Source organism: Paenarthrobacter sp. NEAU-H11 (genome assembly GCF_050573415.1).
Lineage (GTDB): Bacteria > Actinomycetota > Actinomycetes > Actinomycetales > Micrococcaceae > Arthrobacter.
The window spans coordinates 1-13,831 of record NZ_JBNZGA010000002.1 but is presented as its reverse complement, the minus strand read 5'-3'; the positions used below and the strand labels follow the sequence as shown (position 1 = coordinate 13,831).

The window sequence follows — 13,831 nt, the reverse complement described above, 5'->3', positions numbered from 1 at the left end:
GAATGGGGGCATGACGCGAATCGCAATCATCGGCGGCCACGGCAAAGTGGCCCTTCACCTGTCCGCCCTGCTCACGGAAGAAGGCCACAGCGTTACCTCGTTCATCCGCAACCCGGACCATGCAGCCGACGTCGCCGCTACGGGGGCGGTGCCGTCGGTCCTGGACGTTGAGAATGCGACGACGGCGGCACTCGCCGAAGCGTTGAAGGGCCATGACGCGGTGGTCTGGTCCGCCGGTGCGGGCGGCGGCAACCCGGCACGCACCTATGCGGTGGACCGGGACGCGGCCATCCGTTCGATGGATGCGGCCGCCGAAGCCAATGTGGGCCGCTACGTGATGGTGTCCTACCTGGGCGCCGGCAAGGACCACGGCGTGCCGGAGGACCACTCCTTCTTTGCGTACGCCGAGGCGAAGGCCGCCGCCGACGAGTACCTGCGCGGCACCGGCCTTGCCTGGACCATCCTGGGCCCGGGGGCGTTGACGGACAGGCCGGGAACCGGGCTGATCGACGTCGATCCCGCTCCCGGGGGCAGCCGGGAAACCTCGCGGAGCAACACGGCAAGCGTCGCGGCCGCCGTGCTGGACCTGCCGGAAACCGCGGGCAGGACCATCGAATTCTGTGACGGCACACTGCCCATCGCCGCCGCCCTGCAGCCCTAGCGCGGACTAAGCGCGGGGGACCAGCTGCAAGTCGAGGGAATGCTTCTCCACGTAGTCCAGCGCGCCCCGGACGGCCCCAACGGTCACGATCGAGTCGCCCAGCGGCGAGACCGCAATCCGCGGGGGAGTGGCGGTGAAATCCTTCAGCCGCCGTTTGATCGGTTCGAGCAGGACGCCTGCGGAGTTGGCCACTGCACCGCCGATCACCACAAGCTCCGGGTTGAACACCGTCGCCACCGCGCCAATGACCCGGGCCAGCCGGTCCGCCAGGCGTTCAAGAATGCGCAGGGCCACGGCGTCGCCTTCAGCAGCGGCCGCGAAGACGTGCTCAGCCTCCGCCCCGCCTTGGGCTGCATGATCCCGGAGGGATGTCCGGGTTTTGCCGGCCAGCGCCTCGGCCGCCCACGTCCTGGCGAGGCTTGCAATGCCGAAGGTGTCCCCCACACCCTCGACCTGGTCCAGGAAGGCGAGTTCACCGGCGCCGCCGCGGCTCCCGTGCAGCAGCCGCCCGCCGTCGATCACCCCTGAACCGAAACGCTCACTGGCAAGGATCACCACGACGTCGTCCACTCCCGCCGCCGCACCCCGCCAGCGGTCGCCGAGGGCGGCAAGGTTGGCGTCGTTTTCCAGCAGGACCGTCCAGCCGTGCCGGTCCCGCATGGCTGCCTTCAGGCCGACGTCGAACAATCCCCAGAAATGCTGGGCCACCAGCACGTCACCGTTGCGGTCCACCGGGGCGGCAATGCCGGCGCAGACGGCGAGGACCGACTCCGGGGCGGCGCCCACGCTGCGAAGTGCCGTCATCGCAGCCCGGTCGATGACGGAGATGCGTTCCCCGGCCGAAATTTCGGCTTCCGCGAAGGGCAGCGTGGACCGCCCCAGCACCTGCCCGCGAAGGTCCGACACCACCACCGTGGCCTTGGAAACCCCCACGTCCATGCCCAGTACGTAGCCGGCACGCTCGTTGAGTTGGAAGCGGCGGGCGGGCCGGCCCTTCCGGTACCCGCCGGATGCACGCTGGTTCTCCAGTTCGCGGAGCCAGCCCCGCTCCTTGAGGTCCTCGCAGACGGAGATGGCGGTGGCGCGGGTGAGGCCGGTGGCTTCCATGACTTCGGTGACGGTGACGACGCCGGAGGAGCGCATGAAGTCCAGTACGGCGCCGGCGCTGACACGGCGCAGCAGTTGGGGGGTGGCGGCGGTGGTTTCAGCCATGCTGTTGACCTTTCCGTGCAACGCGCCAGATAATGATCGGGCAGCTAAATTTAGAACCAAAATAAATATAGTCGACAAGCAGCAAAGGATCACCCCTTGTCCACCACCGCCACTCTGGCAACTCTTTCCGATTCCGACCGCCTGGCCGATCCGAACTGGTGGCGCCAAGCCTCTGTGTACCAGATCTATCCGCGCAGCTTCGCGGACTCCAACGGCGACGGCATCGGCGATCTCAAGGGCATCACCGCCAAGGTCCCGTACCTGAAGTCGCTCGGGATCGACGCCGTCTGGCTGAGCCCGTTCTACCCCTCGGCGCTTGCCGACGGCGGCTACGACGTGGACGACTACCGCGACGTTGACCCCAAGCTGGGCACGCTGGCCGATTTTGACGAGATGGCCAGGGCGCTGCACCAGGCCGGCATCAAGCTCATCGCCGACATCGTCCCCAACCACTCCTCCAACCGGCACGAATGGTTCAAGGAAGCGCTCGCCTCGCCCAAGGGATCCCCCGCACGGGACCGGTACATCTTCCGTGACGGCAAGGGCCCCAACGGCGAGTTTCCGCCGTCGGACTGGGACTCCGTCTTTGGTGGGCCCGCCTGGGAACGCATCACCGAGCCGGACGGCACCCCGGGCCAGTGGTACATGCACATCTTCGCCAAGGAGCAGCCGGACCTGAACTGGTCCAACCGGGAAATCCGCGAGGACTTCCTGAAGACCCTGCGCTTCTGGTCCGACCGCGGCGTGGACGGCTTCCGGGTGGACGTGGCGCACGCGCTCACCAAGGACCTCACCGAACCGCTGCTGTCCAAGCTGGAACTGAGCGCGGCCAACACCGGCGTGGACGGTTTCGACGACGGCACGCACCCCTTCTGGGACCGCGACGAAGTGCATGAGATCTACGCCGAGTGGCGCGAGGTGTTCAACGAGTACAACCCGCCGCGCACCGCCGTCGCCGAGGCGTGGGTCCACGCGACCCGCCGGGCCCGCTATGCCAGCCCCGAGGGCCTCGGCCAGGCCTTCAACTTCGACCTCCTGCAGGCCGACTTCGATGCGGCGGAGTTCCGCGAAATCATCACGCGCAACCTTGCCGAGGCAGCTGCCACGGGGGCCTCCTCCACCTGGGTCTTCTCAAACCATGACGTTGTCCGCCACGCCACCCGGTACGGCCTGCCGCAGGTCTCCAAGGGCAAAGAGCGCACCAAGGGCCAGGACGGCAAGGACTGGCTGCTGGCCGGCGGCCCCAAGGAGGAGCTGGACGTGGAGCTCGGCGAACGCCGTGCCCGCGCCGCCACCCTGCTGATGCTCGCCGTCCCGGGCTCCGCCTACCTGTACCAGGGTGAGGAGCTGGGACTCCAGGAAGTGGCGGAGATCCCGGAGTCCGAACGCCAGGACCCCTCGTTCTTCCGCAACAAGGGTGTCGAAATCGGCCGGGACGGCTGCCGGGTGCCCCTGCCCTGGAAGGTCGAGGGAACCTCCTTCGGCTTCGGCGACGGCGGCGCGCACCTGCCGCAGCCTGACTGGTTCAGCAAGTACGCCGTCGAGGCGCAGGACGGGACCGAGGGTTCCACGCTGGAGCTCTACCGCAAGGCCCTGAAGCTCCGCCGCGAGCTGCAGACGGACGAAGCGCTGGAATGGGTGGAAACCGGCAACCCGGAGGTCCTCCACTTCCGCCGCCCCAACGGCTGGCAGTCCGTGACCAACTTCGGGGACACCGCCGTCGACCTCCCGGCAGGCACCGTCCTGGTCAGCAGCGACGTCCTGGAGGACGGCAAGCTGCCCGCCAACACCACGGCATGGCTGCGCTGATGCAGGAACTGATTTATGGCTGCATGGGCCTGGGCGGCAGCTGGTCCGACGAGCCGCATGCCACCGAGCATGTTGACGAGGCCGCTGCCGCCGTCGAGGCTGCCCTGGGCGCGGGAATCACCCTGTTCGACCACGCGGACATCTACCGCAGGGGCAAGTCCGAGGCAGTCTTCGGCGAGGTGCTGGCGTCCACTCCCGGGCTGCGTGACCGCATCCGGCTGCAGACCAAGTGCGGCATCAGGCTCGGCGAACCCGGGCTGCCCGGGCACTACGACCTCAGCCGCGAGGCCATCCTGGAGCGCGTCAACGAAAGCCTGAAGCGGCTGCGGACAGACTACGTGGACATCCTCCTGCTGCACCGCCCGGATCCCTTGGCGGACCCGGCGGACGTGGCCGCCGCCGTCGGGCAGCTGATGGCCGAAGGCAAGGTGCGGCAGCTGGGTGTTTCCAACATGTCCGGGGCGCAGATCGAGGCGCTGCAGGACCGGCTGGAAACCCCGGTGGTGGCGAACCAGCTGGAAATGAGCCTGCTCAAGCGGGCGTGGCTGGAGAGCCAGGTGCTGGTCAACCACGCCGAGCACCTGGACTACAGTTTCCCGCACGGCACCCTGGAGTACTGCGTCCGGAACTCCATCACGCTCCAGGCCTACGGCTCGCTCGCCAGGGGCCTGTACACGGGCGCGGAACCGGAGAGCCCGACGTCGGCGGAGGCAGCCACCGTCGAGCTCGTGGCGCAGCTGGCGGGGGAGTACGGCAGCTCCGGGGAATCGGTCCTGCTCGGGTGGCTGATGAAGCACCCGGCCGGCATCGCGCCGGTGATCGGGACCGTCAACCCGGGCCGGATCCGGGCCTGTGCCGACGCCGCCCGCGTGGCCCAGGCGATGACCCGGACGGACTGGTACCGACTCTGGGTGACTGCGCGCGGCAGCAACATCCCCTGACCCACCCCAACTGACTGGCAGCAGGTGTCGTTTTGGCGCCCCGAAACGACACCTGCTGCTACCTACTTTCGCTGCCCGGCCGTCATATCCCGTTTAGTTCGTATTGAACCCCACAAGCTGGCCGTTTTTGTGCCCCGTGCCCCTGCCCGGGCGGATACGGTAGATACATGACGTCTACCATCGCCACCGAGACCGTAAGGCCGGAACGCAATATCCCAGCAGAGATCGCCCGCTCATGGCTCCTCGTGAATGCCATGAAGACGGAGCTCTTCGACCAGTCGGCAATGTCCCGCGCCGATTCGATCATCCTGGATATTGAAGATGCCGTGGACCCTTCCCAGAAGGACCATGCCCGGAACAACGTCATTGACTGGCTGACCGCCGGCGGCAAGGCCTGGGTCCGCATCAATGACGCCACCAGCCCGTTCTGGGCAGCGGACCTGGCCGGACTCCGCGGCACGCCGGGCCTGCTCGGCATCATGCTGGCGAAGACCGAATCCGCGGACCAGGTCACTGAGAGCTTCCACCGCATGGACGGGAATACGCCCGTGATCCCGCTGGTGGAATCCGCCGTCGGCATCGAGGAAGCCAACAACATCGCCAAGGCGCAGGGCGCCTTCCGGCTGGCCTTCGGTTCCGGCGACTTCCGCCGCGACACCGGCATGGCCGCCACCCCGGAAGCCATGGCCTACCCGCGCGCCAAGCTCGTTGTCGCCAGCCGCGTCGGCAACCTGCCCGGGCCCATCGACGGCCCCACCGTCGGCACCAACCACCCCATCCTGCGGGAGCAGACCGGCATCACCGTGATGATGGGCATGACCGGCAAGCTCTGCCTGGCCATCGACCAGACCCCCGTCATCAACGAAGTCATCAGCCCCACACCGTCGGACGTCGCCTGGGCCACCGACTTCATGGCCGACTTCGAAGCCAACGGCCGCGTGATCCGTGACGGTTCCGACCTGCCCCGCCTGGGCCGCGCCGAAAAGATCATGAAGCTCGCGGTAGCCTTCGGGGTGCAGCCCGCCCTGTAGGACCTTGCAACGCGCGACGGGGGGCTTCCGCAACAGGTGCGGTCAGCCGCCAAGGCATGGCGCCCCGGGCTGAGCGGCTGAGGCTGCCCGGTAGACTTTCAGGGTGCTGAACGAATTCTGGGCCACCGCGCCCACCCGCTACAAAGTCCTGGTTTTCAGTGCGATGGGACTGATCGCCGTCGGAATTATCCTCAACCTGGTAGGCAACACCAGCGGCAACTCCGGCCTGGCCACGGCATCCCTCCCGCTGATCGGGCTGGGCCTGGTCCTGCACATCGCCGGGATTGTGGTCCGCGGCCAGGCGATCCGGAAGGGCTACAAGCGGTAGCCGGCGTTACGGCGGACGTGGCTGCGGGCGTGTTCCACTGCGTCCCCGAGGTGCCCGAACAGGTGCTTGTGGTGCCGCAGGGACCGGATCACTCCCACGTTGGTCACCAGCCGCAGGTGGTCCGGCCGGACGCCCTTGAGTAGAACGGTGATTCCCCGGAGCTCAAGCGCGGAGACCACCTCCACCAGTGCATGCGCGCCCGTGGCGTCCAGCATCCTCAGCTGGGAAAGTCTGATGATGGCCACCTGGACGTCCTTGACCTGGCTGATCTCCTGCAGGATCCGTTCGGCGGCGCCGAAGAACATGGCCCCGTCCAGTCGGAGGACGGCGATGTGCTCGTCACCCTCGGCGCGCGGACCGGGGATCTCCTCCCGCTGCACGCTGCTCAGCGAGGCGAACGTGCGCAGGGCAAAGAGGGCTGCCGCCGCGAGCCCTATCTGGATGGCAACGATCAGGTCGAACGCCACCGTGATGATCGCCGTCAGGATGAAGACGGCGGCGTCGGACCTGGTGGAGCGGAGGATCGCCGCAACGGTCCGCCGGGACACCATCCGCACCGCAGTGACCATCAGGACTCCGCCGAGGGCTGCCAGCGGAATCCGGCTGACCATGCCTGAGGCGAGGTAGACAATCGCGAGCAGCACCACGGCGTGGACAGCGGCAGCCAGGCGGGTTTTAGCACCTGAGCGGACGTTCACAGCCGTCCGTGCGATGGCCCCGGTGGCGGGCATGCCGCCGAAGAGGCCCGCAGCGATTGACGCCAGGCCCTGGCCTGTCAGTTCCCGGTCCGGGCTGTACGGTCCACTCGGTCTGCCGTCCGGCCCGGTCATGCCTGCCGCAACCCGGGCGGACAGCAACGACTCGATGGCCGCAAGGCAGGCGATGGCCACCGCGGGCATGGCCAGGCTGCCCAGCAGATCCAGGTCAAAGACGGGAACCGCGGGGGCGGGCAGGGAATGCGGCAGGGGGCCGATCCTGGGGATGTCCAGCCGGAACAGCTCGGCGGCCGCCGTGGCGAGGAGCACCGCGACCAGGCTGGCGGGCAGGGCCTTGAGCAGCTTCTGCACCAGGACCATCACGACGGCGACTCCCGCCACGACCGCGAGGGTCAGCAGGGCAGCCGGAACCGTTGCGGCGGATGCGGCTTCCACTGCAGCGATGAGGGTGTTGTGGCCCGGGACGCCGGATGTTCCGGTGGCGGGCGGAACCTGCTGGAGGAAGATAATGGCGGCGATCCCCAGGGTGAAGCCTTCCACCACGGGCCAGGGGATGAAAGCGACCGCCCGGCCCAGGCCGCTGAATCCCAGGACACAGACCAGGAGCCCCGCCATCAGTGACAACGGGGCCACGCTGCCGGCGCCGTGGACTGCCACCACAGGGGCCAGCACCACAACCATGGCACCGGTCGGGCCGGACACCTGGACGGGTGATCCGCCCATCACGGCTGCCACCAGGCCGGCGACGATCGCCGTGATGAGCCCGGCCTCCGCACCCACTCCCGAGCTGACGCCGAACGCCAGGGCCAGCGGCAAAGCAACAATGCCCACCGTGATGCCGGCCAGCAGGTCAGTCCGCCACGATGTTCCAAGTCCCGCGTAATCCAGCTTCGAGGGCAGGAACCGGCCGGGGTGCCGCCTGTCAGTGCTTACGCCCGGCTTCACGAGGCGGGCCCGGCAGCGAGGTGCCCCGCAGGCAACTGCTGCGCCAGCCGGAGCTGTTCGTTTGAATCGGCAAGGTTGTCCAGGAGGAATGTCCGCGCGATGGCAAGCAGTTGGGAAATCCCGGGGTGCGCCAGCCGGTAGGTCACGGCATTGGCGGTGCGCACAGAGGTGACCACCTTGTGCTTGCGCAACGTGGCCAGGTGCTGGGAGAGGTGCGAGGCTTCAAGCCCGGTCTCCGCCAGGAGGTAGCTCACTGCTGCGGTCTCCTGCGGCGACGCTGCCAGCAGCTCAAGGATGCGGATCCTTGCAGGGTGCGCCAGCCCCTTGAAGAGGTTGGCCTTGATTTCGTACAGCGGAGCCTGGGCGGAAGGCAGCACGGGAAGCTCCTCGACGTGACACTGATGGCCAATGCGCCAGCGAATTGATGGATTGATAAATTCATCATATCAAGGTGGTGCAAGTCCCCTGCCGGGCGGGGCAACGATAGGCTGGAACCCATGACTATCAATCCGGACCTGCAGGGCCGAAGCTACCCTGCCGCAGAGGTGTACGACGTTGGCCGTGAGAAAATCCGCGAGTTCGCCCGCGCCGTGAAGGCCACCCATCCCGCGCACTTCGACGTCGACGCCGCCAAGGCCCTGGGCCACGCGGATCTCGTTGCCCCTCCGACGTTTGCCATCATCATCGCCCAGCGCGCCGACGCCCAGCTCATCGAGGATCCGGAAGCGGGCATCGACTTCTCCCGCGTGGTCCATGCAGACCAGCGCTTCACCCACCACCGGCCGATTTTCGCCGGAGACCGCCTCGTGGCGGAACTCCACGTCGACGGCGTCCGGGCCATGGGCGGCGGTGCAATGATCACCACGCGTTCGGAGATCTTTGCCCTCGGTACGGATGATTCCCGTGACCCCGTCACCACCACCACGTCGTCCATCCTGGTCCGCGGAGAGGGACAGTAACCATGAGCCACAGCATTCACGACCTCAGCGCCGGCCAGGAGATCGGCAGCCGCACCATCGAGGTCAGCCGCACCGACCTGGTCAAGTACGCCGGCGCATCCGGCGACTTCAACCCCATCCACTGGAACGAAGCCTTCGCCACCAGCGTGGAACTGCCCGGCGTCATCGCCCACGGCATGTTCACCATGGGCTCGGCCGTGCAGCTGGTCACTGACTGGGCAGGCGACCCGGCCGCCGTCGTCGACTTCCAGACCCGCTTCACCAAGCCCGTCCTGGTCACCGACACCACGGGCACCGACCACCCCGGCGCCACCATCGAAGTCAGCGGCATCATTGGCAAGCTCGACGCCGAGGCGAACACCGCGCGGGTTGACCTCACCGTTGTTTCCGCGGGACAAAAGGTCCTGATGAAGGCCCAGGCCGTCGTCCGGCTCAGCTGAGCCGGGAAGCGTGTCCCACTTTGCCGATAGGGTTGTCTGGTGACTTCCACCCTGCTTTCCCAGCTCACAACGGCCGCCGTCGGGGGCCCCGCCGGCACCTACATCGAGGCCCGCACCGAGGCTGAGATCATCGAGGCCGTCCGGTCAGCCGACGCTGCCGGGGAGGCCCTGCTGATCATCAGCGGAGGCTCCAACCTGCTGGTTTCCGACGACGGGTTCCCGGGTACCGTGGTGAAGATCGCCTCGGAAGGCTTCACGGTCAACGCGGAGGATTCCTGCGGCGGCGTGGCCGTGGTGGTGCAGGCCGGCCACAACTGGGACAGGCTGGTGGAATACGCTGTTCTGCACGCGTGGTCCGGGATTGAGGCCCTCGCCGGCATCCCGGGCTCCACGGGGGCCACCCCGGTGCAAAACGTCGGCGCCTACGGCTCCGACGTGTCCCAGACCATCGCCGCCGTCCGGACTTGGGACCGCGAGCGGAACGCCGTCAAGACTTTCACGAACTCGGAGCTGAAGTTCGGCTACCGGGACTCCATCCTCAAACAGACCACCACCAATGGCTCGCCGCGTTACGTGGTGCTGACCGTGGAGTTCCAGCTGCCCATCGGCCGGATGAGCGCTCCCATCCGGTATGCGGAGCTGGCCCGCTCGCTGGGCGTGGAGCAGGGCAAGCGGGCCTACTCCACGGACGTGCGCCGGGAAGTGCTGCGGCTGCGGGCATCAAAGGGAATGGTGCTGGACCCGGCGGACAGGGACACCTATTCCACGGGGTCGTTTTTCACCAACCCGATCGTCCCCGCTGAAATCGCCGCAGCCCTTCCGGAAAAGGCACCCCGCTACCCGGCGGGCCATGACGGGCTGGTGAAGTTGTCCGCGGCCTGGCTCATCGACCAGGCGGGCTTCGGCAAGGGCTTTGGACTGGAGCCGGGCAGTGTGAGCGGGGGCCGGGCGTCCCTGTCCACCAAGCACACCCTCGCCATTACCAACCGGGGCTCTGCCAGCGCCCAGGACGTGCTGGCGGTGGCGCGGGAGGTGCGCGCCGGCGTCGAAAAGCGCTTTGGCATCCGGCTGCACCCGGAACCACTGCTTATCGGCTCGGAGCTTTAGCCCAGGCGGCGCCGCGGTCATCCACCACCCGGGCCAGGCGCGGGCGTCCCGGAACCGGGCCTAAGATGGCCACATGGCTGTCGACCTGCACCGGCGCAACCCCAAAATCCTGGGCCGCCTGAGGATGGTTTCGCAGGGCCTCGCAGGGGGAACCCACGCGATCGGCCCGGTCGCCGAAGCGGTGCGTTGGATGACCGCCATGCAGGCGCAGGACCTCCAGGCAGCCATGTGGGCTGTGGGCGCCAGGGTCTCCGGATGCGGCCTCACCGACGTCCGGTCCGCCATTGATTCAGGTGCCGTGGTGCGGTCCTGGCCGATGCGCGGAACGTTGCACCTGGTGGCTCCGGAGGACCTGCGGTGGATGCTTGACCTCACAGCGGACCGGCTCACAAGGAGTATTGCCGCGCGGCACCGGGAACTGGAGATCACGTGGGCGGACATCGAGAAGTGCCGGGACATCGCGCTGGAGCATATTGCCGGGGCCGGTCCCGCCAGCCGCACCGAACTGTTCGCCGCCTTCGACGCAGCGGGGCAGCCGACCCGGGGCCAACGGGGCATCCACATCCTGGGGGCCCTGTGCCGGCACGCGTGGCTGGTTCAGGGGCCGCTGGCCAAGAACCAGCAGTTGCTGGTGCCGTTCGAGGAATGGATACCCGTTTCGCGCAGCCTGGAGCGGCAGGAAGCCGTCGCGGAGTTCCTGCTGCGGTACCTCCGAAGCCACGGCCCTGCCACCCTTCGTGACTTCGCCTGGTGGACCCAGCTTCCCCTCACCGAGGTTCGCGCCGCCTTTGAGGACGCCAAGCATGAGTTGGTTGAGCTGGAATTCCGGGGCACAACCTATTGGCTGTCGGCTGAGACAGCATCCTTCCTTGACGGCGGCCTGCCCGGACAGCGGTCCGTCCTCCTGCTGCCCGGCTTCGACGAGTTCCTGCTGGGCTATGCTGACCGGCGCGCGGTCCTGCCGCCCGAGCATTCCGACAGGATCGTGCCCGGCGGCAATGGCGTCTTCAAGAAGACACTGGTGGCCGGGGGAGAGGTGATCGGCACATGGTCCCGCGACGGCGCCGGCCCGCGTGCCGCCGTCGTGCCCGAACTCTTCGACGCCACCAAGCCGCTGGGGCCGGCCGCCAGGGTAGCGTTCGCCAAAGCCGCCCAACGCTACCTCACGTTCCTGGACAACTGACTCTGCGGCCCTGCCCCGCACGAGCGGTGCTGCCCCGCACAAGCGGTGCTGTCCAAGACCGCTCGTGCGGGGCAGAGCCGCTGTCGGGTATCAGGTCGTGGCGACTGTCCACATCCTGCTGCGGCCTGCTTCCGCCAGTGCGCCATGGCGGACCACTCTTGGACCATGAAACCTGACAAGATCCGGGAACTGCTGGACGAGCGCTGGCCCGAGTTCCCTGTGGCAGCAACTCAGCAGTTGTCGCGCGTGGGCCTCGAAGACAGGATACTGACGGCGGCAGTGCGCACGGGACTGGTCATCCGGCTGCGTCGGGGTGCGTACGTCCGAAGCACCTACTGGCACGGTTTGAAGCCATGGTGTCAGCGATGGTCGAAAAGTGAGCCGTTTCGCGGGCTGAAAAGTGAGCCACTTTGACGCTGGTTATTCTGCCGTATTTTCCGGTCTTGTCGAGGGCAGCGAATTGACCTGAGTGTGTTTGAGGCGGTAGCTGGAGCCTTTGAGGGTGATGACTTCGGCGTGGTGGACGATGCGGTCGATCATGGCCGAAGCGACGACTTGGTCGCCAAAGACGTCTCCCCAGCGGGCGAAGGGCAGGTTCGAGGTCAGGATCAGTGAGGCGTGCTCGTAGCGTGATGAGACGAGCTGGAAGAACAGATTCGCGGCATCCTGTTCGAAGGGGATGTAGCCGACTTCGTCCACGATGATCAGTCCGTAGCGGCGCAGCCTGACCAGTTCCTGAGGCAGCCTGCCGTTCTGGTGGGCTGCCTGGAGCCGGGCGACCCAGTCGATGGCGGTGGCGAACAGGACCCGGTGACCGAGCTGGGTGGCCCGCAGCCCCAGGCCGGTGGCGAGGTGTGTTTTGCCGGTTCCTGGCGGTCCGAGCAGGACGATGTTGGACGCTTCGGTGAGGAACGCGCCGGTGGCCAGGTGCGCGATGGTGTCGCGTTTGAGGCCGGGCTGGTGATCGAAGTTGAAGTCCTCGAGTGATTTCCGGGCCGGGAACCCGGCGGCCCGGGCTCTGATCTCGGCGCCGGAGGCTTCCCTGGCGGCGACTTCCCGGGACAGGACAGCGGCGAGGTATTCCTCGTGGGTCCAGCCTCCTTCACGGGCCTGGTCCGCGAGGCGGGGTGCTACTTCCCGGATCCGGGGTGCTTTCATCGCCCGGGAGTAGTACTCGATCTGGCCGATGGTTTCCTTAGCGTCCGGCATCAGGCGACCTGACCGTCGTCCAGGACAACACCGAACGCCCGGTCATAATCCGCAAGGTCCCGCAGCGCGGTGGTCTCGCCCACAGGTTGCGGGGTTTGGAAAGCCTTCCGCAGCGCCCGTGCCGCCTCAACATGGTCCGGGTCGGTGATGGTCAGGCCGGCGCCCCAGGACCGGGCGTGGGTGCCGACGCATCGGCCATCCAGGCTGATCGTGACGGATTCGAGGCCGGCGGTGATGTCGACGAACCGGCCGATGGCCTGCGGGTGAACGGAGTAGTCGTTGGATCCCATCCGGACGTAGTAGTCCCTCGGCAGCCGAACCCTTGAAGTGAAACCGATGACCGGTGGAACCGGCGGCAGCGCCAGCATGGCCGCTTTGTCCGCAGCGAGCAGGTCCGACGGGCGGGCGCCGGTCCGTCTGACCAGCCGGGCGTTGGCCTTCGGCAGCCACTGCCCGAGCTGGGTGTTGAAGTCCTCCGGAGAGGTGAAAACCCGGCCCGGCAGGAAGGAAGTCTCCAGGAACTGGTTGGCCCGCTCCACCACGCCCTTGCTCTCCGGGTCGTAGGGTTTAACCTGCACGATCCTGGTCGCGAGGACCCCGGCGAACGCCGCGACTCCGGCGGCGTAGCTGTTCCGCCGGCCGATGCCGGTTTCGTTGTCCCAGATCAGCCGCCGCGGAACCGCGCCCAGGGATCCGAGCAGTTCCCACATTCCGGCCAGCAGGTCCCCGGTCATCCGGGACGGGATCATCCGGGCCATGATGAACCGAGAATGCGAGGACACCATCACCAGCACAGGCAACACCCTGGCTTTGCCCGCGCCGACGGGTATCCGCACCTCGGGAAACCACAGATCGCACTGCGCCTGATCCCCGGGATCGTAAGAGATCCGGTCCGCAGGATCAGCCGGGGCATACTCGGGCCGGATCCTGGCAACGTTCTCCCGGAACCACGCCGGCGACCCAGACCAGCCCACCCGCTCAGCCAACACAGTCGCCGGCATCCGCGGGTTCTCCAGCAGCAACGCACGAATAGCCGGTTCCACAGCCTTGATACCAGAGTCCTGCGGCGCCCGAACGTACGCTGGCGGACCCTCCGAGCTGACTGCCTTCGCGACCGTGTTCCTGGAGACCCCCAACCGCGCCGCTATCGACCTCATCGATTCACCCTCGGCCAGATGCAACCGCCGAATAAGCGCCCAATCCTCCACTGTGATCACCCACCCAATCGTTTGGAACGGGTGGCTCAGTTTTCAACCGTCACAATGGCTCACTTTTCGACCATCACCGACA

15 protein-coding genes are annotated in these 13,831 nt (G+C 67.3%); 10 read left to right on the top strand and 5 right to left on the bottom strand.

The features are described from left to right. Positions 1-10 precede the first annotated feature (10 nt). Positions 11-661 carry an NAD(P)H-binding protein gene (locus ACQ3DC_RS02610; RefSeq protein ID WP_157241574.1) on the top strand — a complete coding sequence of 217 codons (651 nt, stop codon included), beginning with the start codon at positions 11-13 and terminating at the stop codon, positions 659-661. A 6-nt stretch (positions 662-667) separates the two neighbouring features. Here ACQ3DC_RS02610 and ACQ3DC_RS02605 read toward each other — a convergent pair whose 3' ends face one another. Then, the gene (locus ACQ3DC_RS02605) at positions 668-1,873 is read right to left on the bottom strand and encodes an ROK family protein (RefSeq protein WP_421092455.1); all 1,206 of its coding nucleotides are present in this window, start codon (positions 1,871-1,873) and stop codon (positions 668-670) included. A gap of 96 nt (positions 1,874-1,969) precedes the next feature. Here ACQ3DC_RS02605 and ACQ3DC_RS02600 point away from each other — a divergent pair, with 96 nt between their 5' ends. From ACQ3DC_RS02600 to ACQ3DC_RS02585, 4 genes are all read left to right on the top strand, one after another. After that, positions 1,970-3,682, top strand: a complete 1,713-nt coding sequence (locus ACQ3DC_RS02600; protein ID WP_421092456.1) for a glycoside hydrolase family 13 protein — start codon at positions 1,970-1,972, stop codon at positions 3,680-3,682. Beyond that, entirely contained in the window at positions 3,682-4,623 is a 942-nt protein-coding gene (locus ACQ3DC_RS02595) for an aldo/keto reductase (protein ID WP_421092457.1), read from the top strand. Before ACQ3DC_RS02600 ends, ACQ3DC_RS02595 begins: the two co-directional genes overlap by 1 nt. Before the next feature lie 167 nt (positions 4,624-4,790). Further along, complete coding sequence (locus ACQ3DC_RS02590) at positions 4,791-5,654, top strand: HpcH/HpaI aldolase/citrate lyase family protein (RefSeq protein ID WP_157241578.1); 864 nt, start codon at positions 4,791-4,793, stop codon at positions 5,652-5,654. Between the two features lie 103 nt (positions 5,655-5,757). Then, entirely contained in the window at positions 5,758-5,982 is a 225-nt protein-coding gene (locus tag ACQ3DC_RS02585; RefSeq protein WP_321214105.1) for a DUF3188 domain-containing protein, read from the top strand. Here ACQ3DC_RS02585 and ACQ3DC_RS02580 read toward each other — a convergent pair. Together ACQ3DC_RS02580 and ACQ3DC_RS02575 are read right to left on the bottom strand one after the other, a co-directional pair. Then, complete coding sequence (locus ACQ3DC_RS02580) at positions 5,970-7,643, bottom strand: SulP family inorganic anion transporter (RefSeq protein ID WP_430751454.1); 1,674 nt, start codon at positions 7,641-7,643, stop codon at positions 5,970-5,972. The two genes, ACQ3DC_RS02585 and ACQ3DC_RS02580, sit on opposite strands and share 13 nt — an antisense overlap. Further along, positions 7,640-8,020, bottom strand: a complete 381-nt coding sequence (locus ACQ3DC_RS02575) for an ArsR/SmtB family transcription factor (RefSeq protein WP_321214103.1) — start codon at positions 8,018-8,020, stop codon at positions 7,640-7,642. The genes ACQ3DC_RS02580 and ACQ3DC_RS02575 overlap by 4 nt, the downstream gene beginning before the upstream one ends. A 120-nt stretch (positions 8,021-8,140) precedes the next feature. On the opposite strand from ACQ3DC_RS02575, the gene ACQ3DC_RS02570 reads away from it, so the two are divergent. The 5 genes from ACQ3DC_RS02570 (at position 8,141) to ACQ3DC_RS02550 (ending at position 11,746) form a co-directional block, all read left to right on the top strand. Further along, entirely contained in the window at positions 8,141-8,602 is a 462-nt protein-coding gene (locus ACQ3DC_RS02570) for an FAS1-like dehydratase domain-containing protein (protein ID WP_321214102.1), read from the top strand. Between the two features lie 2 nt (positions 8,603-8,604). Beyond that, positions 8,605-9,042 carry a MaoC family dehydratase gene (locus tag ACQ3DC_RS02565; RefSeq protein WP_430751453.1) on the top strand — a complete coding sequence of 146 codons (438 nt, stop codon included), beginning with the start codon at positions 8,605-8,607 and terminating at the stop codon, positions 9,040-9,042. Between the two features lie 39 nt (positions 9,043-9,081). After that, positions 9,082-10,149: a UDP-N-acetylmuramate dehydrogenase gene (locus tag ACQ3DC_RS02560; RefSeq protein WP_430751452.1), complete on the top strand. Its 1,068-nt coding sequence runs from the start codon at positions 9,082-9,084 to the stop codon at positions 10,147-10,149. A 73-nt stretch (positions 10,150-10,222) separates the two neighbouring features. Then, positions 10,223-11,332, top strand: a complete 1,110-nt coding sequence (locus ACQ3DC_RS02555; protein ID WP_430751451.1) for a winged helix DNA-binding domain-containing protein — start codon at positions 10,223-10,225, stop codon at positions 11,330-11,332. A 165-nt stretch (positions 11,333-11,497) separates the two neighbouring features. Beyond that, the gene (locus tag ACQ3DC_RS02550; RefSeq protein ID WP_430751450.1) at positions 11,498-11,746 is read left to right on the top strand and encodes a type IV toxin-antitoxin system AbiEi family antitoxin domain-containing protein; all 249 of its coding nucleotides are present in this window, start codon (positions 11,498-11,500) and stop codon (positions 11,744-11,746) included. A 6-nt stretch (positions 11,747-11,752) separates the two neighbouring features. Here ACQ3DC_RS02550 and istB read toward each other — a convergent pair whose 3' ends face one another. Both istB and istA read right to left on the bottom strand, forming a co-directional pair. Further along, positions 11,753-12,541, bottom strand: a complete 789-nt coding sequence (gene istB, locus ACQ3DC_RS02545) for an IS21-like element helper ATPase IstB (protein WP_430751449.1) — start codon at positions 12,539-12,541, stop codon at positions 11,753-11,755. Further along, the gene (gene istA / locus ACQ3DC_RS02540) at positions 12,541-13,758 is read right to left on the bottom strand and encodes an IS21 family transposase (protein WP_430751448.1); all 1,218 of its coding nucleotides are present in this window, start codon (positions 13,756-13,758) and stop codon (positions 12,541-12,543) included. Before istA ends, istB begins: the two co-directional genes overlap by 1 nt. Positions 13,759-13,831: the final 73 nt, after the last annotated feature.

Excerpts from the sequence above, each read along its gene's own strand:
- ACQ3DC_RS02590 (WP_157241578.1), top strand. The coding sequence starts at position 4,791 with ATGACGTCTACCATCGCCACCGAGACCGTAAGGCCGGAACGCAATATC.
- ACQ3DC_RS02570 (WP_321214102.1), top strand. The coding sequence starts at position 8,141 with ATGACTATCAATCCGGACCTGCAGGGCCGAAGCTACCCTGCCGCAGAG.
- ACQ3DC_RS02565 (WP_430751453.1), top strand. The coding sequence starts at position 8,605 with ATGAGCCACAGCATTCACGACCTCAGCGCCGGCCAGGAGATCGGCAGC.
- ACQ3DC_RS02605 (WP_421092455.1), bottom strand. The coding sequence starts at position 1,873 with ATGGCTGAAACCACCGCCGCCACCCCCCAACTGCTGCGCCGTGTCAGC.
- ACQ3DC_RS02610 (WP_157241574.1), top strand. The coding sequence starts at position 11 with ATGACGCGAATCGCAATCATCGGCGGCCACGGCAAAGTGGCCCTTCAC.
- ACQ3DC_RS02550 (WP_430751450.1), top strand. The coding sequence starts at position 11,498 with ATGAAACCTGACAAGATCCGGGAACTGCTGGACGAGCGCTGGCCCGAG.
- ACQ3DC_RS02595 (WP_421092457.1), top strand. The coding sequence starts at position 3,682 with ATGCAGGAACTGATTTATGGCTGCATGGGCCTGGGCGGCAGCTGGTCC.
- ACQ3DC_RS02555 (WP_430751451.1), top strand. The coding sequence starts at position 10,223 with ATGGCTGTCGACCTGCACCGGCGCAACCCCAAAATCCTGGGCCGCCTG.
- istB (WP_430751449.1), bottom strand. The coding sequence starts at position 12,541 with ATGCCGGACGCTAAGGAAACCATCGGCCAGATCGAGTACTACTCCCGG.